Here is a 20,496-nt window from a genome sequence, read left to right as displayed (position 1 = left end):
CACCTGGGACTGGCGATGTATTGGCTTCGCTGCTGTCAGCGGCCGCCGACGGGGCCAGCGATAGCCCCTGGTGGGTGAAAGCGCTAGAAGCCGTGGCGGCATTGCTGGCCGCATCGATCACGCTGCTGCTGTTTGTCGGCGTCGTCTCGCGCTACCTGTTCTCTCACCCGCTCATCTGGCTCGACGAATCCGTGTCGCTTCAGTTCCTGTGGCTGGCAATGATTGGCGCGGTGATCGCCGTGTACCGCAACGAGCATTTGCGCCTGAACGTCTTCGTTGACCGGATGCCGCAGCCACTGCGGGAATACGTGCACGCGTTTGCCTTGGCAGCGGTGGCCGCCGTCCTGATTGCACTGGTAGAGCCGGCATTCACCTATGTGCAGGAGGAGTGGTTCATCCGCACGCCGGCGATGGACATTCCCAACTCCTTCCGTGTGTCGGCCTTGGCCTTCGGCATTGCAGGAATGCTGGCGTTGGTATTGAGATTCGCGTTGCGCACAGTTCGCCTTCCCGCACTTGCCGCAGCGGCCTTGCTGGTGGCGGCCATTGCAGCACTCTGCTGGGGAATGTCGCCGCAACTGATGAAACTCGGCAGCGTCAACATCGCGATCTTCCTCGTGGGCTTTGTCGCTGTTTGCCTGGCTGCGGGCGCGCCCATCGCGTTCTGCTTCGCAGCCGGAGCGATCAGCTACATAGCGTTCAGCACGAGTGTCCCGCTGCTGGTGGTCGTGGGGCGCATGGATGAAGGCATATCGAGCCTTGTTCTTGTGTCCGTACCCATCTTCGTGCTGCTGGGCTGTGTGCTGGATGCCACTGGCATGGGCAAGGCGATTGTCGATTTTCTGGCTTCGCTGCTGGGCCACGTCAAGGCGGGCATGTCGTATGTGCTGCTGGGTTCACTGTTCATCGTCTCGGGAATTTCGGGCTCCAAGGTGTCAGACATGGCCACCGTGGCGCCAGCGCTGTTCCCGGAAATGAAGCGGCGTGGCCACAAGCCGCGCGAGATGGTGGCGCTGCTGGCCACAGGTGCGGCCATGGCCGACACGGTGCCGCCAAGCATCGTTCTCATCGTGCTGGGCGCCGTGGCGGGGGTGTCGATAGCGGGCCTGTTCCAGGCGGGCTTTGTCGTGGCGATGGTGCTGCTGTTGATGCTGGTGGTGCTGGCCCGCTGGAAGGCGCGCCACGAGGACATGAGCGGCGCCAAGCGCGCACCGATGCGCCGCGTTGGCAAGCTCGTGTTGGTGGCCGGACCGGCACTGGCCCTGCCATTCCTGATCCGCACCCTGGTTGGCGAAGGCGTGGCCACAGCAACGGAAGTGTCCACCGTCGCGGTCATCTACGCCATGCTGGTTGGCCACGTCATGTATGGCGGCCTGAAGGCGCACACCGTCTACCGCATGCTGGTGGACACGGCGGCGCTCTCGGGCACGGTGTTGCTGGTGCTGGGCTCGGCATCGGCAATGGCGTGGGCCATCACACAAAGCGGAGTGGTCCAGCAGTTGTCGCAGACGCTCACCACTCTTGCGGGCGGCTCCATCGCCTTCATGGCGGTCACCATCGCGGTATTCGTGGTGCTGGGGTGCCTGCTTGAAGGCCTTCCCGCCGTCTTGCTGCTGGCGCCGATCATGTTCCCTATCGCCAAAACGCTGGGCATCAACGACGTCCACTACGCGATGGTGATCGTCTGCGCAATGAACGTCGGAATGATGATGCCGCCGATAGGCGTGGGCTTCTACATCGCCTGCAAGATCGGCGATGCGAAGCCCGATGAAGTCATGGGCGCAATCTGGTCCTACCTGGCGGCCCTGATCGTGGGCGTCATCGTCATCGCGGCGGTGCCCTGGATTTCAACAGTGGCCCTGTAGCCGCCGCTGAACCGTCCCTTTCCATGAGGCCAGGCCTGCTGGCCTGCGCACTCCCTCAAATCACTTCTGGAGAATTTCCATGAAACAAAACGCCTGCATCGTCGGCTGGTCGCACACGCCCTTTGGCAAGCTGGACTTGCCCGACGTCGAGAGCCTGATCACCCATGTGGCTCGCCCGGCACTGGACCACGCTGGCGTCGCGCCACAGGACGTGGACTTCGCGGCCGTTGGCGTCTTCAACAATGGCCTCACGCCCCAGGGCTTCGAAGGCGGCCTGGTATCGCTGGGCGAGCCTTTGCTCAGGTTTACGCCCACGATCCACGTTGAAAACGCCTGCGCGACCGGTACCGCCGCGCTCCACACGGCGCTCGATTTCATCGAAAGTGGCCGTGGTCGCATCGCACTGGTCATTGGCGCAGAAAAGATGACGGCACTGCCGTCACGGCTGCTGCCAGACATTCTTCTGAGTGGCAGCTACCGCAAGGAGGAAGAAAACCCCCAAGGGTTTGCAGGCATCTTCGGGCGGATCGCAGAGGCCTACTTCGAGCGCCACGGAGATCACCGGGAAGAGCTGGCCATGATCGCCGTCAAGAACCACGCCAATGCCGTGAACAATCCCTATGCCCATGTGCGCAAGGCGCTGGACTTCGAGTTCTGCAACACGGTCTCCGAGCGCAATCCGCTGGTGGCCGGTCCACTGCGGCGCTCGGACTGTTCCATGGTGTCCGATGGCGCGGCGGCGCTGGTGCTTGCCGATGCAGAAACCGCCTCCAGCTTGCGCCGAGCCATCCGGCTGCGTGCGCGCACACAGGTCAACGACTTCCTGCCCCTGTCGCGGCGCGACCCCATTGCATTCGACGGTGCTCACCTCGCGTGGGACAAAGCCCGGGCAGCGGCGGGAATTTCACTCGACGACCTGGACCTGGTGGAGACCCACGACTGCTTCACCATCGCCGAGATGATCGAGTACGAGGCCATGGGCCTCATGCCGCGCGGTGAAGGCTGGCGCGCCATCAGGGAGGGCCTGACCCTGCGCGGCGGCAGGCTGCCCGTGAACGTGACGGGGGGGCTGAAGGCGAGAGGCCATCCGCTGGGGGCGACCGGTGTGTCCCAGCATGTGATGGTGGCCATGCAGCTCGCGGGTGAAGCGGGTGACATGCAGATGCCGGACGTGGAGCTCGGTGGGGTCTTCAACATGGGCGGCGCTGCCGTCACGAACTATGTGTCGATTCTGGAGCGCGTCAAATGAAGATCATCCACCAGGACTTCATGTCGCCCAGCGCGGTGAATCTGGCCTACATGCTCACGCAGAATGCGCGGCGCTTCCCGCAGCGCACCGCGTTGGTCTGGGGAGCTGCGTCCTGGTCATGGTCGGAGCTGGACGCCCGCGTTTCGGCACTGGCCGGTGCCTTGCTGGACCTGGGCGTCCAGCCCGGCGAAGCCGTGCTGGCGCACAGCAAGAACAGCAATGAAATGTTCGAGGCGATGCTGGCCACGTTCCGCATCGGCGCGGTATGGGTGCCCACCAACTTTCGTTTGATGCCCGATGACGTGGTGTACATGGCCGAGGTGACGCGGCCACGCGTCTTCCTGTGCCAGACAGACTTTTCCGAGTATGCCGAGGCGGTGGATCGCGCGGTGGCGGGCGTACACCGTGTCTGGCTTACCGGAGAAGCCCCTGTCCAAGGCGATGTACTGCACGCCAGGACTTTGATGGAAGAACAGGTGGGCCGGATCGTGCCCAACGCCAGCGTGCAACGCGACAGCGCATGTTGGCTTTTCTTCACGTCCGGTACGACCGGCCGGCCGAAGGCCGCCGTGCTCACGCACGGGCAAATGGGGTTCGTCATCACCAATCACCTGTGTGACCTGATGCCCGGTTCCACAGAGTTTGATGGATCGCTGGTACTGGCACCCCTGTCGCACGGTGCGGGCGTGCACCAGTTGAACATGATTGCGCGGGGTGGCGCCACGGTGCTGATGCCCTCGGACAAGTTCGACGCTGAAATGGCATTCCAGTTGATCGAAAAGCATGGGCTGACGAATCTGTTCACGGTTCCAACGATCCTGAAGATGCTGGTCGAAGACCCGGGCGTGGATCGGTACGATCACTCGAGCCTGCGCTACGTCGTCTACGCGGGTGCGCCCATGTACCGCCAGGATCAAAAGCTGGCGCTGAAGAAGCTCGGCCCTGTGCTGGTGCAGTACTACGGTCTGGCAGAGGCGACCGGAAACATCACCGTGCTGCCGGCCCGTGAACACGACGCCGACAACGAAGAGCGTCGTCCGGGCACTTGCGGCTTCGAGCGCATCGGCATGCAGGTGTCGATCCAGGATGATGCGGGCCATGAAGTGGCACCGGGCCAGACGGGCGAGATCTGCGCCATTGGCCCTGCCGTGTTCGCCGGCTACTTCGAGAATCCCGAAGCCAACGCGAAGTGCTTTCGAAACGGATGGTTCCGCACCGGAGACCTGGGGTACCGCGACACAGAGGGCTACATCTACCTGACGGGCCGCTCGTCCGATATGTACATCTCCGGCGGCTCCAACATCTACCCACGCGAGATCGAAGAGAAGATGCTGACCCACGAGGCCATCAGCGAGGTGGCCATCGTGGGCGTGCCTGATCCCAAGTGGGGCGAGGTGGGGGTGGCCGTATGCGTACTGCGCGAAGGCGTACACCTGGGGGAAGCGCAGGTGCTGGACTGGATGTCCAGCCGCATCGCACGCTACAAGCTGCCCAAGCGGGTGTTCTTCTGGGACGCCTTGCCGAAGTCCGGCTACGGCAAGGTGCCCAAGCCGTTGGTGCGCGCCGAATTGCGCCAGCGCGGCTTGCTGACAGCGGCGGGAGAGCTTGATGCGCAGCATTGAACAACCGGGCCCGGTTCATCCACAGCGCGTGCAATGTGCGCCAGCAAGCCTCCGGGCGGTTGATGTGCGGTTGCAGCCGGGCGTGACTCTGCTGGAAGGATTGGCCGACGTAGTTCGATCGCACGGGGTTTCCAGCGCCGTCTTCTCGCTGCGAGGTGGCAGCTTCGCGCCATTGGCCTACTACATGCCCGCCCTTTCCGAAACGCCGGAGCACGTTGCCTATTTCAGCGACCGCTTTGAGGCAACTGGCGAGGCGAGGATCGAGTCCGGCAGCATCACCTTCGGCCTGCGCAAGGGTGAACCTTCTCTGCATTGCCATGCGATCTGGACTGAACCAGATGGGCGCCGCAGAAGCGGGCACCTGATCCCGAACGAGTCCCGGGTCGCATCCCCTGTGCAGCTGCAGGCATGGATGCTCGAAGGTGCAGGCTTTGAGGCCGCGGCTGACCTGGAGACAAACTTCAATCTGATGCAAGTATCAGCGGGTGATGCGCCGCCCGGCGGCACCAACGCCCTTGTGGTTCGGCTGCGGCCCAACCAGGATCTCTGCCTGGCACTGGAAGGCCTGTGCGCCGAGCGGAATATCCGGCGCGCCAGCATCCGCGGCGGTGTGGGCAGCCTTATTGGTGCGGTATTTGACGATGGTCGCACGGTGGAGCCGTTTGTCACCGAGGTCTTTGTGCGGGCCGGGAAGATCGAACCCGGTCCTGATGGCTCTCTTCGGGCGAGCGTGGATGTCGGGCTGGTAGCGCACTCGGGGGAGATCGCGCAAGGCTGGCTGAAGCGCGGGGAAAACCCGGTGTTGATCACGTTTGAACTGGTGATCGAGCCACATGAGAAGACGCCATGAGCACGCTCGGACCGCTCTCTTCTCATCGGCGCACCAGCCAATATCGTGCGCGAGATGTGCACTCCTTGCGCGACTTCGCCAAAGCGATTTCCGTAGCCGCCTGGCGCCAATCGGCCTCGCCGTTGAACGCTGGCACAAGCCGTTCACTGCCTGGGGCTGAACGGTCGCATCAATCAAGCCTCAAGGAGCAAAAATGAATCGATTAAAAGACAAGGTTGTCCTTGTATTCGGCGCTGGATCGTCCGGCCCGGGGTGGAGCAACGGCAAGGCTGCAGCCGTCGCCTATGCCAGAGAGGGTGCCCGCGTGATTGCGATTGACCGCATGGAAGAGGCCGCGCGCGAAACGGTCGCGCTGATTCAAGCAGAACAGCACCAAGCGATGGCAGTTCAGGCGGACGTCACCGACATCAAGTCGGTAACCGATGCGGTGAACCATGCGATGGAGGCCTTTGGCCGGATAGATATCCTTCACAACAACGTCGGCATTACGGCCATGGGTGGGCCGCAAGAGCTGGACGAGGAAACATGGCACCGAACCCTCGACATCAATGTAGGCAGCGTCTACCGGACCTGCAAGGCGGTGCTCCCGCACATGGTTTCTCAGGGCAGCGGCGCCATCGTCAACATCTCGTCACTGGCCTCCATTCGCTGGACAGGCTATCCGTATTTCGCTTATTACGCAGCCAAGGCAGCCGTCAACCAGGCGACCGTGGCGCTGGCCCTGCAGTACGCTTGCCATGGAATTCGTGCGAACGCGATTCTGGTCGGGGCTGTCGATACGCCGCTGATCTATCGGGAGATCGCATCGCAGTATGGGTCGGTGCAGGAGATGAAGGCGGCACGAGACAGGGCTGTGCCACTCGGGAAGATGGGCACCGCCTGGGACGTTGCGAACGCCGCCGTGTTTCTTGCCTCTGACGAGGCGCCGTTCATCACCGGAGTGTGCCTGCCAGTCGATGGCGGGCAGAGTTGCGTCATGGGTAACGGAGCGTGAACATCCGATGGTCCGCAGCAGGTGAAGGAGAACGGCCTTGTCAAAGAACCATGGACGAGGACAGAGCCTGACGGGTCACTGCATCGATTTACTGGCACGCTGGGCAAAGGTCGAGATGCGCCCCTTTCGAGCTATGTCTATGGGCGCAGCGGGCGTATCAGGCAGCATCGAAGACAGGCAGCCCCTGGTGTGGTTGTTTGCTTGGCCCCTTGGGGTGGCCATGCAAGACGATTAGGGGTTAACCCTTGCACACGCAGATAAGTGCATCCACCCGGAGCCCTCGGGCGTATCAGCAGGCGAGCTATTGCGCTCACGGCCGAATACCCACGAGGAGATCTCCATGCACATCAGGAAACTCAGTCTGGTAGCGCTTGCGGCGCTTGCCGCCTGCACTGCCGGCGTCAGCCTGGCATCCAGCCACCGAGAGGCGCCCTTCATCACGACCCAGCCCAAGGTCGATGGTGCGGACTTTTACCTCTTCAACAGCTACGAGGCGGGGCGTGGCGGCTTCGTCACCATGATCGCCAATTACCTGCCCCTGCAGGACCCCTATGGCGGGCCCAACTACTTCAGCCTGGACCCGAATGCGCTGTACGAGATCCACATCGACAACAACGGCGATGCGGCGGAAGACATCACGCTGCAGTTCCGCTTCAAGAACACGCTGAACAACGGCGGGGCCGGCATCACCCTGGACATCGGCCCGGACGGTGCCCGCAAGAAGGTGGCCATACCGCTGCGCAATGCGGGCGGGATCACGGGCGCTGCGGCAGACCCGGTGTCGTACCGCGAAGAGTATGAAATGTTCATCGTGCGGGGCGACCGGCGCACCGGCAAGCGCGAGCAGATCACCATGGCCGGTGGGGGCACCACCTTCACCAAGCCCATCGACTACATCGGCGAGAAGTCGCTGGGCAACGCCGCCGCTTACGACGCCTATGCCGGCAAGTATGTGTATGGCATCAACGTGCCCGGCTGCGCCACGCCGGGCAAGGTGTTCGTGGGCCAGCGGCAGGACCCCTTCCCGGTATCCCTGGGCACCATCTTCGACCTGGTCAACGCCCCAGCGGCCGTGATCACCAGCGAATCGAATGCCGCGGCCTTCGGCGCGGGCCAGATCGCCAACAAGAACGTCACCTCGCTCGCCGTCGAGATGCCCACCGGTTGCCTGACCGCTGCATCGGGCGAGAAGGTCATTGGCGGCTGGACCACGGCCAGCCTGCGCCAGGCGCGTGTGCTCAACGGCAAGCCCGACTCCGGCCTGCAGGCCAGCGAAAAGGCGGGCGGCGCCTGGACCCAGGTGTCGCGCCTGGGCATGCCCCTGGTGAATGAAGTCGTCATCGGCCTCAAGGACAAGGACAAGTTCAATGCGTCCAAGCCCAAGGACGATGCCGCCAACTTCGCGGACTATGTGACCCACCCCACGCTGCCGGCGCTGATCCAGGTGCTGTTCGGCGCGCAGGCGCCCACCAACTTCCCGCGCACCGACCTGATGACGGCCTTCCTCACGGGCCTGCCCACCGTCAACCGCCCGGGCAACATCACGGCACTGGGTACCGGCGGGCCGCTGGCGGAAATGCTGCGCCTGAACACCGGCATTGCAGCCACGCCGGCCAGTGCGCAGAACTCGCTGGGCGTGGTGGCGGGCGATGCGGCCGGCTTCCCCAACGGGCGCCGCCTGGGTGATGACGTGGTCGACGTCTCGCTGCGCGTGGCCATGGGTGCGCTGTGCACCTTGACGGGAGCGACCGATGCGCTCAAGGTGGGTTGCAAGCCCGCCGATGCGCCTGCTGGCGCGGTTGAGTTCGTGGACGGTGCACGCACCAAGGCCACCGACTACAAGACCGCCTTCCCGTACGTGAACACGCCGCTGCCTGGCGCCAAGAACTTCTGATGCGAAGGATGCACACCATGCCCAACATCACGATGCAAAAGGCCGCCCTGGTGGCCGTGGGAGCGATGGCGCTGACCGCCTGCGGCGGTGGCGGCGGCAGCGACAACGCCGGGCCCGATGGCGGCGGCGGAGCGGTGAATGCCTTTGCCTACACCCAGCCGATTGCGGCCAGCGTGCAGGACACGGCGGAACCCGTGGCTGTGGAACAGCTGGTGCTGTCCACCAGCGATACCGACGAGCCAGACACCCGTCTGTGACCTCGCCAGGGGCGGTGACCGCATGCCTGCGTGCGGCCGCCGCCTGTTGCCTGCGCGGGCCTGCGGCCTGTTTCTCGCCGCTTGCTCGCTGCCGCCCATCCCTTCAACCCTGCGGATTCCTATGACACACCCTGCCCGCCTTCTCTGGGGGATCGGCCTTGCCCTGTGCTGCCTGGGCGCGGCCGCCGCCGCCGTGCAGGAGCTGCGCCCCGCTTCGGACACCGAGGTGATCGAGGTGCTGCCCGAGCGGGTCAGCCTTGCACCGGCCACGCCGCAGGCCGCAGCGACTGCCGCGCGCCGCTGGATCACGCTGGCCCGCGAGACCGCTGACCCCCGCTACCTGGGCCGCGCCCAGGCCGTGCTGGCCCTGTGGTGGGGCAAGCCCGATGCGCCCGCCGAACTGGCGGTGCTGCAGGCCACGGTGGAGCAAAGCCGCCATGAATTCGACGCCGCGCGCGCGACATTGAAGCGCGCACTGCAGGTCGACCCTGCACAGGTGCAGGGCTGGCTGACCCTGGCCACGCTGGAGCGGGTGGCCGCCCGCTATGCCGAATCCGAGACCGCCTGCCGCAACGTGGCGCGCCATGGGGCTGCGCTGCACGCCACGGCCTGCCTGCTCGAAAGCCGCTCGCTGCAGGGCCAGAGCGACGCGGCACGCAGCGGCTTCACCGCACTCATCGGGCAGGCAGCGGACCCGGCAAACCGTGCCTGGCTGCTGTCGCTGCTGGCCGAGAGCGAGGAACGCGCCGGGCGCGACGACGCAGCCGATGCCGCCTACCGCAGCAGCCTGGCTGCGGCGCCCGACGGCTACACCGCCCTGGCCCATGCCGACCTGCTGCTGCGCCTGGGCCGCCCGGCCGCCGCCGTGGACGTGCTCAAGGCCCAACCCGCCAGCGACGCCGTGCTGCTGCGCCGCGCCCAGGCCCTGCGGCTCATGGGCAAGACCGTGCAGTCGCAGGCCCTGGCCACCGAACTGCAGGCCCGGTTCGCGGCTCTTGCGGCGCGCGGCGAGGCGCTCGATGCCCATGCCCGCGAGCGCTCGCTGCTGGCGCTGTGGCTGCATGGCCAACCCCGGGAGGCCTGGCAGGCCGCACAGGCCAACCTGGCCTTGCAGAAGGAGCCCCTGGACTGGTGGCTGGCGCTGCAGACCTCCGAGCAGTCCGGTGACCCCGCCGCCCACCGCGCGGTGGTGCAGAGCTTTCAGCGCACGGGCCTGCAGGACGCGCGCCTGGCGCGCTGGCAAGCACGGGGAGACAAGTGATGCAGCCGTCGCTTTTTCAACGAACGGCCAGCGCGCTGCGGTGGCTGGCAATGGCCGTTGCCCTGGCCGCCGCCTGCGCCGCAGCGCCCAGCGCCTGGGCGCACAAGGCCAGCGACGCCTACCTGCGGGTGGCCGGCGCCGGTGAGGCCGACCCCGCCCGCGCCGACGCCGTGGCGCTGCAGCTTTCGCTGGCGCTCAAGGATGTGGATGCTGCGCTGGACCTGCTCGATGCCGACGGCGACCGCCAGCTCACCTGGGGCGAAATCAGGCAAGCTACGCCCGCAGTGGCCGCATGGGTGGGCCAGGGCATCCGCTGGCAATGCGGCGATGCCGTGCTGGCCCCGGCCTGGCGCTTCGAGGCGCTGGAGCAGCGCACCGACGGGCGCTACATCCGCATGGCGGCCGCGCTCGACTGCGCTGCCACGCAAGCGCTGGCGCTGGACTACCGCCTGATGCAGGGCATCGACCCCACGCACCGCCTGCTGGTCAGCGGGCAACTGGGCGGCCAGCCGCTGGCCGCCGTGCTGGCACCCGACGGCCGCTCGCGCACCGACCTGCGCACGGTGGGCGGCAGCACCGTCGAGTCTGAGGCCGCAACGGCCCGCAGCGCCCCGGCCACGCTGGCGCACTTTGTCTCGGAGGGTGTGCACCACATCCTCGAAGGCTACGACCACCTGGCCTTTCTGCTGGCCCTGCTGCTGCCGATCACGCTGCTGCGCCGCCATGCTGTGGCGCAGGCAACGGCGCCATCCGGGCCGTGGGGCGGCGTCAAGGCACTGCTGCTCACCGTGACCAGCTTCACCGTGGGCCATTCGGTCACGCTGGTGCTGGCGGGCCTGGGCTGGGTCACCGTCTCGGGCAACTGGGTCGAGCCGGCGATTGCCATCAGCATCGGTATCTCGGCATTGCTCAACCTGTTCCCGGTGAAGGGGCTGCGCAGCGACCTGCTGGCGCTGTGCTTTGGCCTGGTGCACGGGCTGGGGTTCTCGGGCGCGCTGGTGGAGGCCGGCGTTTCGGGCGGCCTGCTGGTCTGGGCGCTGGCGGGGTTCAACCTGGGGGTGGAGGCCGGCCAGCTCATGGTGGTTGCCGTGTGGTGCGCCGTCTCCCTGCTGCTGGCCCGCTGGGCGGGCTACCGCACCGTGGTGGTCAAGGGCGGCTCGGTGGCACTGATCGTGCTCTCACTGTACTGGACGGTGCAGCGTATAGCTTTCTCTGGCTGAGGGGTGGGCCGGGAGCCTGCGCGGCAGGATTCCTGGACAATGAAAAGGCAGACATGAAGAATAAAGAGTTCTCTCGCACCACAGCGCCGCGCCCCCTGGCGCTCGGCATTCTGGTGGCAGGCATGGCCACCACGGCGGCCTGGGCCCAACAGGCCACGCACCTGCCCGAGGTGGATGTGCGTGGCCCCAAGGACGTGAGCATCGGCCTGGCCGACAGCGCCAGCGAGGGTGCGGTGGAGCGCGAGTCGTTCCAGGCGCGCCCCAAGCTGCGGCCGGGCGACATCGTCGAGGCCGTGCCAGGGGTCGTGGCCACCCAGCACTCGGGCGATGGCAAGGCCAACCAGTATTTTCTGCGCGGCTTCAACCTGGACCATGGCACCGACTTCTCGGTCACGGTGGACGGCATGCCGGTCAACATGCCGACGCACGGCCACGGCCAGGGCTTTGCCGACCTGAACTTTTTGATCCCCGACCTGGTCTCGGGCGTGCGCTACCGCAAGGGCCCCTACTTCGCCGACAGCGGCGACTTCTCCACGGCAGGCAGCGCCTCTCTGGACTACGTGAGCGCACTCGATGCACCATTCGCCGAGGTGACCCTGGGCCCCAATCAGCTGCGCCGCCTGCTGGCGGCCGGCTCGCGCACCCGGGACGACCAGACCTGGCTGGGCGCCATCGAGCTCGAAGGCAACGACGGCCCCTGGGAAGTGCCCGAGCGCCTGCGCAAGATCAACGCCGTGGTGCGCTATGCGCAGGGCTCGCCCAGCCGGGGCTTCAGCGTGACGGGCATGGCCTACCGCAACCGCTGGAACGCCACCGACCAGATCCCCGAGCGCCTGATCGACAGCGGCGAGCTGCCGCGCTTCGGCTCGCTCAACCCAACCGACGGCGGCAGCACCCGGCGTTTGAGCCTGTCAGGCAAATGGTTCGACAAGGGGCCCGAGGGCCAGACCCAGATCAGCGCCTACGCCATCGACTACCGGTTCGACCTGTTCTCCGACTTCACCTACTTCCTGCGCGATCCGGTCAACGGTGACCAGTTCGAGCAGTCGGACCGGCGCCGCGTGTTCGGCGCCCAGGCCTCGCACAGCCTGCCCAACCGGATCGCCGGGCTGGACGGTGTGCTCAGCGTGGGAGCACAGTGGCGCGGCGACCGCATCGCCGAGGTGGGCCTGTACAACACGGCAGCCCGCCAGCGCCTGTCCACCGTGCGCAACGACCAGGTGTCGCAGGACATGCTGTCGGTGCATGCGCAACAGTTCGTGAGCTTCACCGAGCGCCTGCGCGGCTACGCGGGCTTGCGCGGCGACCTGCTGCGCTACGACGTGCAGGGCCGCGAGGCCGTCTACGGCGCTGCCAACAGCGGCAGCGGCCACGATGCGCTGGTGAGCCCCAAGGCCGGGCTGGCCTGGGCCATCACCCCCGTGCATGAGCTGTACCTGAACACGGGCGTGGGCTCGCACAGCAACGACGTGCGCGGCGCCACCATCCAGACCGACCCGCAAAGCGGCCTGCCCGCAGACCGTGTGCCCGCGCTGGTCAAGGGCCTGGGCAGCGAGATCGGCTGGCGCTACCAGCCTGGCGACGACCTGACCATCACCACGGCGCTGTGGCAGCTCAAGCTCGATTCCGAGCTGGTGTATGTGGGCGATGCCGGCAGCACCGAGCCGGGCCGCGCCAGCTACCGGCGCGGCATAGAGACCACGGTGCGCTGGAAACCCCACGCCCGCTGGCGCCTGGAGGCCGATGCCGCCGTGTCGCGTGCGCGCTTTCGCGGGCAGGCGCCCGAGGGCGAAGGCAACTACGTGGACAACGCGGTGGAGCGCGTGTTGGCCCTGGGCGCGGTCTACACCCAGGGCCCGCTGACCGCCTCGCTGCGCCTGCGCTACATGGGCCCGCGCGCGCTGGACACACTCAACTCCGTGCGCTCGCGCGCCAACACGGTGCTCAATGCCGGCGTGCGCTATGCGGTAAGCAAGCAGCTCACGCTGGGCCTGGACGTGTTCAACCTGGCTGGCAAGAAGGGCAACGACATCGAGTACCTCTACGCATCGTGCACGGCCGGCGAAGCGGCGCGCGGCGACTGCACGGGCGGCGGCATCGAGGGCCGCCACGTGCACCCAATGGAGCCACGCAGCGCGCGGCTCAGTGCGCGCTGGGCGTTCTAAAAGGGGCCCGCTTCAGCCTGTTGGCCAATGCCCCATACAACAGGCGGATTGTTGCTGGGTTTCTGATGGTGATGCTGCTGAGCACCGCACTGGCCTGGGCATGGCGTAGAGCACCTGCATGCCGATGCGATAATCACGGCATGCACGCACTGCGCTCCTCGTCACTGCTGGCCCGCCTGATTCTGGCGTGGTTTGTATTGACCATGGGCGCAGCAATCGCATCGCCCATCGTCCATCCGCAAGCCATGGAGCTGGTGTGCACCACCGGCACCAGAGTGAAGCTGGTCGCAGTGACCGGCGATGCCGACGCCGTCCAGCAGGGGCACCATGCCCTGGACTGCGTGATGTGCCTGGGTGCCAGCGCACCGCCTGCGCAGCAGCAAGCCGCCGCATTGCACGACAGCCCCCTGGCACATGTCCTCAAGCCCGCCGTCGCAGCCACCCTGGCCGCCATGGTCGGAGCGCCCTTGCCCGCACGCGGGCCTCCCTCGCGTATTTGAAACCCGCGCATCAACGCGGTTGACGGCTGGCTGCAGCCACCGCACCCGGTGCATTGCACCGCGTCGCCCCTGCACCGCCGCCAGAGACCAGCCCTGGCCTTGAGCACTTTGCGTAGAGCTTTTGCGGGTTGCCGAAAGGCGCCTGCACAGGGCCGTGAACGTGCGCTGGCCCATTTCCGGGGCAAGCCCGCGTGCGCGCCCCGTGCCCGGACGCCTGTGCCACGGCACCAGCCCGCACCCCTTTGTCCGTCGCGCGACCAAAGCGCCAGGCCTGCGCGGAAAGCCTGCTGCAGGTCCTGCATTCCGCGTGAATTTCAACCTCAGGAGATTTCAACCGTGACTCCCATCGCACGTTCCATTCTTGCCGCCGCATCCATGGCGATCCTCGCCAGCGCGGCCAACGCCCAGGTCACCGTCAAGGACGCATGGGTCCGCGCCACCGTGCCCCAGCAACAGGCCACGGGCGCTTTCATGCAGCTCAGTGCCGCCAAGGACAGCAAACTCGTCTCGGCCAGTTCGCCACTCACACCCGTGGTGGAAGTCCACGAGATGGCCATGCAGGACAACGTCATGCGCATGCGCCAGATCCCGGCCGTCGAGTTGCCCGCAGGCAAGGCCGTGGACCTCAAGCCCGGCGGCTACCACGTGATGCTGTTGGACCTCAAGCAGCAGGTCAAGGAAGGCGACACCGTCCCGATCACCCTCGTGTTCGAAGGCAAGGACGGCAAGCGCGAATCCATGGAGATCAAGGCCCCCGTGCGCGCTCTCAATGCCGCAGCCAAGCCTGCAGCCCACGGCGATCACAAGCACTGACCACGCCACGCTTTGCACAAGGGCGCTTCGTCGCCCGACCCTTTTTGCCTGCCAACCCAAGGTGTTTCAGTCCATGGCCAGCACGTCCAAGGCACCTCAATGGTGCTGGCGCAACCCATGGGCCCTTCGCCTGGCAGGCGTTTTTATCTACCCAAATGCCCTTGAATGGCATCTGATCGCTCCATGTCACGCTCTCTGCTTTTCTCCTATTCACTGATCGCCCTGGCGTGCGCCAACCAGGCGCACGCACAGACCGCCAACGCAGAGCAGGACTCAACCCTGACGCTGGGTACCGTCGATATCAAAGCGAGCGCCACGGGCCCGATGCCCGCGCGCAGCGTCTTCAGCTCCGTGGACATCCTGGGCGCCAGCCTGGTCCAGGACCAGCATGTCGACTACAGCTGGGAATTGTTCTCGCGGGCTCCCGGCGTGCAGGTCACCCAGTTCAAGCAAGGCACGGACGCAGGCCGGTTCTCGTTTCGCGGCTTCAATGGCGAAGGGCGGATCAACGCAGTCAAGCTGTTGATCGACGGAATCCCCAGCAATGACAACGCAGGAGGCATGCCCTTCCTGGACGCAGTCTTCCCGCTGGACATCGAGGCGGTCGAGATCGTCCGTGGGACCAATGACCCGCGCCATGGCCTGAACAACATCGCGGGCAATGCCAATGTACTGACGCGCAGTGGCGGCAACGGGGGCCGGGCCTCGCTGACACTCGGCAGCTTCGGCACCAAGGAAGTGCAGATCGCCAAGGGCATCGAGAGCGGGAACTGGAGCCAGAACTACATGCTTGCCTACCGCGATTCGGACGGCTACCGCGAGCATGCCGATGCCAAAAAACTCGCACTGTCCGGCAAATGGTTCTACACCAGCGACGACAGCCGCTGGCGCGCAGGGCTGACCGCGCGCTACTACCGCAACAAGGCCCTGGAGTCGGGCTACCTCACCTATGAGCAGGCGAAGAACGCGCCGCGCAGCTCACCCGCGTATGCATCGGCTGACCGGGGGGAACGGGAGACCGGGCAACTGGGCATCCATCTGGACGGCGAGCTCAGCGACACCTTGTCCTGGTCGAGCAAGGTCTACGCCAATCAGTACGAGAACCAGCGCTGGGTGCGCTTTTCTGCCGCGGGCGTGCAACAGGAGCGCTACAACGACGAGCAGCAGCGCGGCGCCCTCACGACACTGACGTGGCGGCCCAAGGTCGACTGGGCGCATGAATTCACGCTGGAGGGCGGCCTCGACGCACAGTGGCAGGACAACGTCGGGCAACGGTACCGCACCACCGAGCGCGTACGCACCTCCCAGTTTCGCGATTGGGACTTTGACCTGAACACCCAGGGCGCCTACCTGCAGGCCGTTATCCGGCCGGTGCCACAACTCAAGATCGTCCCGGCAATCCGCGTAGACCATGTGGACGGCAATTTCGCAGACCGGCTCGCAGGCACAACAGCTGCGACGCATGACTATGGCCTCATCAAGCAGCCCAAGATCAGCGTGGCCTACGCGTTGAACTCGCAGGCCAGCGTGTACGGCAACTGGGGGCGCAGCTTCCAGATCGGCTCTGGCATCGACGCCTATCGCACACAGGCGCGCAACCTCAAGCCCTCGATCAATGACGGCTGGGAAGCCGGCGTCAAGTTCAGCCCCGCCCCCTGGATCGACGGGCGCGTGGCGTATTGGGAGCAACGCGCCTCGGGTGAAGTCGCCCGCGTGTTGGGCGTTGACGGTCTGCCCGATGCCGGGGGCCTGGGCAACGTGGGCAAGACGCTGCGCAAGGGCTACGACATCCAGCTCAATGCGCGCCCGGCCGCCGGCACCACGGCCTGGATTGCCTACTCCCACCAGGTCGCACGCATCACCGCCCCGGACCCCAGTGCGCCCGCCACCCAGGGCAAGGAGATCGAGAACGTGCCGCACTACCTCGTGTCGGCCGGCGTGGATTACCAGGCCAGCGAACAGCTCAAGCTCTCCGGCTGGATGAATGCGCAGGGCGACTACTACCTGGAGCGCACGAATGCCCTGGGGCGCATCGGTAAATATGCGCTGCTGAACCTGGGCGCTACCTACCGCGTTTCACCCTCGATGGATGTCAACCTGCAGGTGAAGAACATCACCAACCGCAAGTATGTCTACGCCTGGTACGACAGCGGCTCGTCAGGGTACTCGCCGGGCGATGGCCGGGCGTTCTATGCCAGCCTGGGCGTGAAATTCTGATGGCCGCTGCAGCCCCTGCGAGCGCCCCCGTAGCGCGAAGCGCTGCCGCCAGCAGTTGGTACCGCGCAGTCTGGCGCTGGCACTTCTATGCCGGCCTTCTGGTGCTGCCTTTTCTGGTCTGGCTGGCGGTGACCGGAGGGCTGTTCGTCTTCAAGGCACAGATCGATGGCTACTTCCACCATGGGTTGAAGTACGTCGAACCGACAACCGAGCAGCCTGCGCCCGCCAGCGAGCTGGTGGCTGCGGCACTTGCAGCGCACCCCGGTACGCTGCGCAAGTACACGCATGCCGCATCGGCGCACGAGGCGGCGGAGGTGGGCATCACAACCCCCGGGGGTGAACAGCTCTCGGTGTTCGTCAACCCCTACAGCCGCCAGGTGCTGGGCACGCTGCCCGAAGGGGGCAGCGTGGCGTGGACCATCCGCAAGCTGCACAGCCTGAAGTATTTCGGTCCCATTGCACGAGGCGCCATCGAGATCGCAGCGGGCTGGTCCATCCTGCTGGTGCTGACAGGCCTGTATCTTTGGTGGCCGCGCTCGGCCAAGCACTCTGCGCTGGCCGTGCGGGGCAGGCCTGCTCAGCGCGTTTTCTGGCGCGACCTGCACGCGGTGACCGGCGTATTCGTGGGGGTCGCAGTGGTCTTCCTGGCAATCACGGGCATGCCGTGGTCGGTGCTCTGGGGTGCCAAAGTCAACCAGTGGGCCAATGGGCACAACTTCGGCTATCCGGCCGGTGTACGGGTGCAGGTCCCCATGTCGGAGATACGGATCAAAGAGGGTGGCGCAACGCCCTGGTCCCTGGAACACGCCAAGTTGCCCCTGTCTGCCGCACCTGGGCATGAGGAACATGCAGGGCATGATGCTCACCCACGCGCTGACGACCCGCGCCGCATTCCTGGCCCAGATGCAATGCACCCTGCGCTGGACCTGGATGCCGCCGTCGGCCGGTTCCAGCAGTTGGGCATGGCGGCCGGATACACCGTGAACCCGCCCCGAGGTGCGACCGGCGTGTACACGGCATCTGCCTACCCGCACGATCTGTCGCTGCAGCGCGTGGTCCACATCGACCAGTACACCGGCAGGGTCCTTCTGGACATGCGTTACAGCGATTACGGCCCATTGGCCCGGTGGCTTGAGTGGGGCATCAACGTCCACCTGGGCCAGGAGTTCGGGGTGCCCAACCAGGCCGTTCTGCTGATCGCTTGCGCAGGCATCGTGCTGCTGTGCACCAGCGCAGGCGTGATGTGGTGGAAGCGGCGCCCCACAGGTGGCCTCGGCGTTCCGCCGCTGCCTTCGGACCGCCGCACGCTGGGCGGCATTGCTGCGCTGCTGGCCATCGGTGGTGCGTTATTTCCTCTGGTGGGGGCATCGCTGCTGGTGATGCTCACGCTGGATTTCTTCTTACGGGATACCTTCAAATGAATGCAACCATCAAGGCACTGACCTGGTCCGTCGCGGCGGCCACCTCCCACATGGCGCTCGCGCAAAGCCAGGCCCAGCCTGGCAGCACCTTGCCAGCGGTGGTGGTGCGCGAGTCCGCAGTCCCGGAAATCCTGCGTGCGGGCAACCTCGCAACGGGGTCGGCCGCCTCGACCATGGACACGCCTTTCTCGGCGTCCAGCCTGCCGGTGGATGTGCTGCGCGCACAGGGAGCAACCACCTTGCAGGAAGCCCTGCGCAACATCCCCGGCGTTCAGGCCGATTCAGGGTTCAACGGCTCACACACCCAGTTCTTCACCCTGCGCGGCGCCATCATGGACAGTGCCACCGGCTCCAGCCGCATCCTGCGTGATGGGGTACGCCTGTCCAACTACCCGTTTGCGTCCGCCTTCGTCGAATCCATCGATGTGCTGCGCGGCCCGGGCGCTGCGCTCGGCGTGCGCAGCGAACCTGGCGGCACGGTGAACCTTGTGACCAAGCAGCCGCGCCTGGCCAATTTCGGGTCGGCCGGCGCCAGCATCGGCACTTCGGGCGCTCTGGAGTTGTCGGCCGATATCAATCGCGTTCTGTCGCAAGAGCAGGAGCTGGCGGCGCGCCTGGTGCTGACCAAATCAGACAGCAGTGAATGGCGGCATGTGCCCGACAAGCTCGAAGGGTTGAAGCTGGGCATTGCCAAGAGCGACGGCAACCGCTACCACCTGCGGGCAGGCGCCGAGGTCATCAACCAACGCTACCAGCCCGACTACGGCATACCGTCCCTGGGCGACCGGCCTGTGAACGTGCCGCGCGACCGCCAGTTCGGTGAGCCGGGCATGGACTCGACCACCAACACGCGCATCGTCGATCTGCACGGCGATGTGGCCCTGTCCGCCGATACCCGGCTCAACGTGGATCTCACGCACTTGTGGGCAGATTCCACGTCGGTCAAGAGCTTCCTGAACGGCAACCCGCTCGCGGTCACGCCAGCTACGCCGTCTGGAACCTTTGCGCGCGGCGCTGCCGTGGAGCCCGGCACGGACCGCCGGATCGACTCGGCCGCAGTCTCTTTGACGAGCCGGCAAGCGACGGGCGCGGCCAAGCACCAGCTGTTCTTCGGCCTGGACTATTACCGCGAAACGCTCGACCAGCCATCGCTCCTGGTTCCCGCCTCCGCAAGCCCGTCCATCAACGTGTTCAACCCGGTTTTCGGGCAGGTCAACATACCGGCATGGAATAGTCTGGCAGCCGGCGGGCTGACGACACAGAGCCTCCGAAGCGTGGCGGCGTCCGTGCAGGACACGATCAACCTGGGGGCCTGGACCTTCGTGGCCGGGCTGCGCTACACCAGACAAGAGTTTCTCTATGGCGCGGCAGGCACGCGGGCCGTCGAAGAATCCGCGCTCTCGCCCAAGTTGGGCATCTTGCGCAGGCTGTCCGACAGCGACAGCCTCTATGCCAACTGGGCCAAGGGCATGGCGCCCAACCAGGTGTCGTCATCGACCAACCAGTCGCTGCCATCGCGGCGCTCACGGCAACTGGAAGTCGGATGGAAATCACTGTGGCAGGGCGGCCGGCTGACGTCTGACCTGGCCTTGTTCCAGCTGGACCAGAGCCACATGATCTCCGCCGACCAGAGCACACCGCTCAACAACTTCGACTTCACAGTCGATGGCACCGGGCGGTCACGGGGCCTGGAAGCATCCCTGACAGGCGAGGTCAGCCAACGCATGACGGTGCGGGCCGCCTACGCATACACGCGCGCGCAGGTGCTGTCCAACTCCCTGCTGGCCGGCAAGACAGCGCCCAACGTCGCGCCACATGCCCTGAGCCTGTGGGGCGAGTACCAATGGGACATTGCCTCGGATGCCAAGTGGGTGACCGGCGCCGGTGTCTACGTGCAGAGTGCGCGCTACGCCGACCGCGCCAATACGGTCACCTTGCCGGGCTATGCGCGGTTGGACCTCACCCAGACCTGGAAGAAGCCGCTGGGTGGCGGTCAATCGGTGGAAGTGCAACTGGCCGTGCGCAACCTCACCGACAAGGCCTACTACGTCTCCAGCCACCTGCATGTGGCGCGGTGGGTGACGCCGGCACAGGGGCGCAATGTGCAGCTGTCGACCTTGTACCGGTTCTGAGCATCCTTGCGCAACCGGTGCCGCAAGCACCGGCTG

Annotated in this window: 16 protein-coding genes; all 16 read left to right on the top strand. The window is 65.9% G+C overall.

Features of this window, described 5'->3' with window-relative positions:
* The first annotated feature begins 20 nt into the window (after window positions 1-20).
* A complete protein-coding gene (locus ACSQ3Y_RS13150; RefSeq protein ID WP_436177573.1) occupies window positions 21-1,865 on the top strand; it encodes an SLC13 family permease in 1,845 nt (614 codons plus the stop codon).
* A 79-nt stretch (window positions 1,866-1,944) separates the two neighbouring features.
* Window positions 1,945-3,114 carry an acetyl-CoA acetyltransferase gene (locus ACSQ3Y_RS13145; RefSeq protein WP_436177572.1) on the top strand — a complete coding sequence of 390 codons (1,170 nt, stop codon included), beginning with the start codon at window positions 1,945-1,947 and terminating at the stop codon, window positions 3,112-3,114.
* Entirely contained in the window at window positions 3,111-4,736 is a 1,626-nt protein-coding gene (locus tag ACSQ3Y_RS13140; protein WP_436177571.1) for an acyl-CoA synthetase, read from the top strand. The genes ACSQ3Y_RS13145 and ACSQ3Y_RS13140 overlap by 4 nt, the downstream gene beginning before the upstream one ends.
* Window positions 4,723-5,586 (top strand): PCC domain-containing protein, encoded by an 864-nt coding sequence (locus ACSQ3Y_RS13135; protein ID WP_436177570.1) that lies wholly within the window; start codon window positions 4,723-4,725, stop codon window positions 5,584-5,586. Before ACSQ3Y_RS13140 ends, ACSQ3Y_RS13135 begins: the two co-directional genes overlap by 14 nt.
* On the top strand, window positions 5,583-5,783 hold the full coding sequence (locus tag ACSQ3Y_RS13130; RefSeq protein WP_436177569.1) for a hypothetical protein: 201 nt from the start codon (window positions 5,583-5,585) through the stop codon (window positions 5,781-5,783). The genes ACSQ3Y_RS13135 and ACSQ3Y_RS13130 overlap by 4 nt, the downstream gene beginning before the upstream one ends.
* Window positions 5,780-6,580 (top strand): SDR family NAD(P)-dependent oxidoreductase, encoded by an 801-nt coding sequence (locus tag ACSQ3Y_RS13125; protein ID WP_436177568.1) that lies wholly within the window; start codon window positions 5,780-5,782, stop codon window positions 6,578-6,580. Before ACSQ3Y_RS13130 ends, ACSQ3Y_RS13125 begins: the two co-directional genes overlap by 4 nt.
* A gap of 340 nt (window positions 6,581-6,920) precedes the next feature.
* Window positions 6,921-8,474 carry a DUF4331 domain-containing protein gene (locus ACSQ3Y_RS13120; protein ID WP_436177567.1) on the top strand — a complete coding sequence of 518 codons (1,554 nt, stop codon included), beginning with the start codon at window positions 6,921-6,923 and terminating at the stop codon, window positions 8,472-8,474.
* A 17-nt stretch (window positions 8,475-8,491) separates the two neighbouring features.
* Window positions 8,492-8,731 (top strand): hypothetical protein, encoded by a 240-nt coding sequence (locus tag ACSQ3Y_RS13115; RefSeq protein ID WP_157412651.1) that lies wholly within the window; start codon window positions 8,492-8,494, stop codon window positions 8,729-8,731.
* Window positions 8,732-8,852: 121 nt separating this feature from the next.
* Window positions 8,853-9,992 (top strand): hypothetical protein, encoded by a 1,140-nt coding sequence (locus ACSQ3Y_RS13110; protein ID WP_436177566.1) that lies wholly within the window; start codon window positions 8,853-8,855, stop codon window positions 9,990-9,992.
* A gap of 50 nt (window positions 9,993-10,042) precedes the next feature.
* A complete protein-coding gene (locus ACSQ3Y_RS13105) occupies window positions 10,043-11,212 on the top strand; it encodes a HupE/UreJ family protein (RefSeq protein WP_436177565.1) in 1,170 nt (389 codons plus the stop codon).
* Between the two features lie 53 nt (window positions 11,213-11,265).
* Window positions 11,266-13,377, top strand: coding sequence for a TonB-dependent receptor (locus ACSQ3Y_RS13100; RefSeq protein WP_436177564.1), 2,112 nt, complete (start codon window positions 11,266-11,268; stop codon window positions 13,375-13,377).
* A 140-nt stretch (window positions 13,378-13,517) separates the two neighbouring features.
* A complete protein-coding gene (locus ACSQ3Y_RS13095; protein WP_436177563.1) occupies window positions 13,518-13,877 on the top strand; it encodes a hypothetical protein in 360 nt (119 codons plus the stop codon).
* Window positions 13,878-14,252: 375 nt separating this feature from the next.
* The gene (locus ACSQ3Y_RS13090) at window positions 14,253-14,690 is read left to right on the top strand and encodes a copper chaperone PCu(A)C (protein ID WP_436180118.1); all 438 of its coding nucleotides are present in this window, start codon (window positions 14,253-14,255) and stop codon (window positions 14,688-14,690) included.
* A 183-nt stretch (window positions 14,691-14,873) separates the two neighbouring features.
* Window positions 14,874-16,907 (top strand): TonB-dependent receptor, encoded by a 2,034-nt coding sequence (locus ACSQ3Y_RS13085; RefSeq protein WP_436177562.1) that lies wholly within the window; start codon window positions 14,874-14,876, stop codon window positions 16,905-16,907.
* Window positions 16,907-18,328 (top strand): PepSY-associated TM helix domain-containing protein, encoded by a 1,422-nt coding sequence (locus ACSQ3Y_RS13080; RefSeq protein WP_436177561.1) that lies wholly within the window; start codon window positions 16,907-16,909, stop codon window positions 18,326-18,328. The genes ACSQ3Y_RS13085 and ACSQ3Y_RS13080 overlap by 1 nt, the downstream gene beginning before the upstream one ends.
* The gene (locus tag ACSQ3Y_RS13075) at window positions 18,325-20,460 is read left to right on the top strand and encodes a TonB-dependent receptor (RefSeq protein ID WP_436177560.1); all 2,136 of its coding nucleotides are present in this window, start codon (window positions 18,325-18,327) and stop codon (window positions 20,458-20,460) included. The genes ACSQ3Y_RS13080 and ACSQ3Y_RS13075 overlap by 4 nt, the downstream gene beginning before the upstream one ends.
* Window positions 20,461-20,496 lie beyond the last annotated feature (36 nt).

This window comes from Acidovorax sp. LjRoot66 (genome assembly GCF_964253305.1).
In the GTDB taxonomy this organism is placed as follows: domain Bacteria; phylum Pseudomonadota; class Gammaproteobacteria; order Burkholderiales; family Burkholderiaceae_C; genus Acidovorax.
This window is presented reverse-complemented; position numbering and strand designations above follow the sequence as displayed.

Bases quoted from the DNA above. Each gene is read 5' to 3' on its own strand.
- ACSQ3Y_RS13145 (WP_436177572.1), top strand. From the start codon at position 1,945: ATGAAACAAAACGCCTGCATCGTCGGCTGGTCGCACACGCCCTTTGGC.
- ACSQ3Y_RS13140 (WP_436177571.1), top strand. From the start codon at position 3,111: ATGAAGATCATCCACCAGGACTTCATGTCGCCCAGCGCGGTGAATCTG.
- ACSQ3Y_RS13135 (WP_436177570.1), top strand. From the start codon at position 4,723: ATGCGCAGCATTGAACAACCGGGCCCGGTTCATCCACAGCGCGTGCAA.
- ACSQ3Y_RS13130 (WP_436177569.1), top strand. From the start codon at position 5,583: ATGAGCACGCTCGGACCGCTCTCTTCTCATCGGCGCACCAGCCAATAT.
- ACSQ3Y_RS13125 (WP_436177568.1), top strand. From the start codon at position 5,780: ATGAATCGATTAAAAGACAAGGTTGTCCTTGTATTCGGCGCTGGATCG.
- ACSQ3Y_RS13120 (WP_436177567.1), top strand. From the start codon at position 6,921: ATGCACATCAGGAAACTCAGTCTGGTAGCGCTTGCGGCGCTTGCCGCC.
- ACSQ3Y_RS13115 (WP_157412651.1), top strand. From the start codon at position 8,492: ATGCCCAACATCACGATGCAAAAGGCCGCCCTGGTGGCCGTGGGAGCG.
- ACSQ3Y_RS13110 (WP_436177566.1), top strand. From the start codon at position 8,853: ATGACACACCCTGCCCGCCTTCTCTGGGGGATCGGCCTTGCCCTGTGC.
- ACSQ3Y_RS13105 (WP_436177565.1), top strand. From the start codon at position 10,043: ATGGCCGTTGCCCTGGCCGCCGCCTGCGCCGCAGCGCCCAGCGCCTGG.
- ACSQ3Y_RS13100 (WP_436177564.1), top strand. From the start codon at position 11,266: ATGAAGAATAAAGAGTTCTCTCGCACCACAGCGCCGCGCCCCCTGGCG.
- ACSQ3Y_RS13095 (WP_436177563.1), top strand. From the start codon at position 13,518: ATGCACGCACTGCGCTCCTCGTCACTGCTGGCCCGCCTGATTCTGGCG.
- ACSQ3Y_RS13090 (WP_436180118.1), top strand. From the start codon at position 14,253: ATGGCGATCCTCGCCAGCGCGGCCAACGCCCAGGTCACCGTCAAGGAC.
- ACSQ3Y_RS13085 (WP_436177562.1), top strand. From the start codon at position 14,874: ATGTCACGCTCTCTGCTTTTCTCCTATTCACTGATCGCCCTGGCGTGC.
- ACSQ3Y_RS13080 (WP_436177561.1), top strand. From the start codon at position 16,907: ATGGCCGCTGCAGCCCCTGCGAGCGCCCCCGTAGCGCGAAGCGCTGCC.
- ACSQ3Y_RS13075 (WP_436177560.1), top strand. From the start codon at position 18,325: ATGAATGCAACCATCAAGGCACTGACCTGGTCCGTCGCGGCGGCCACC.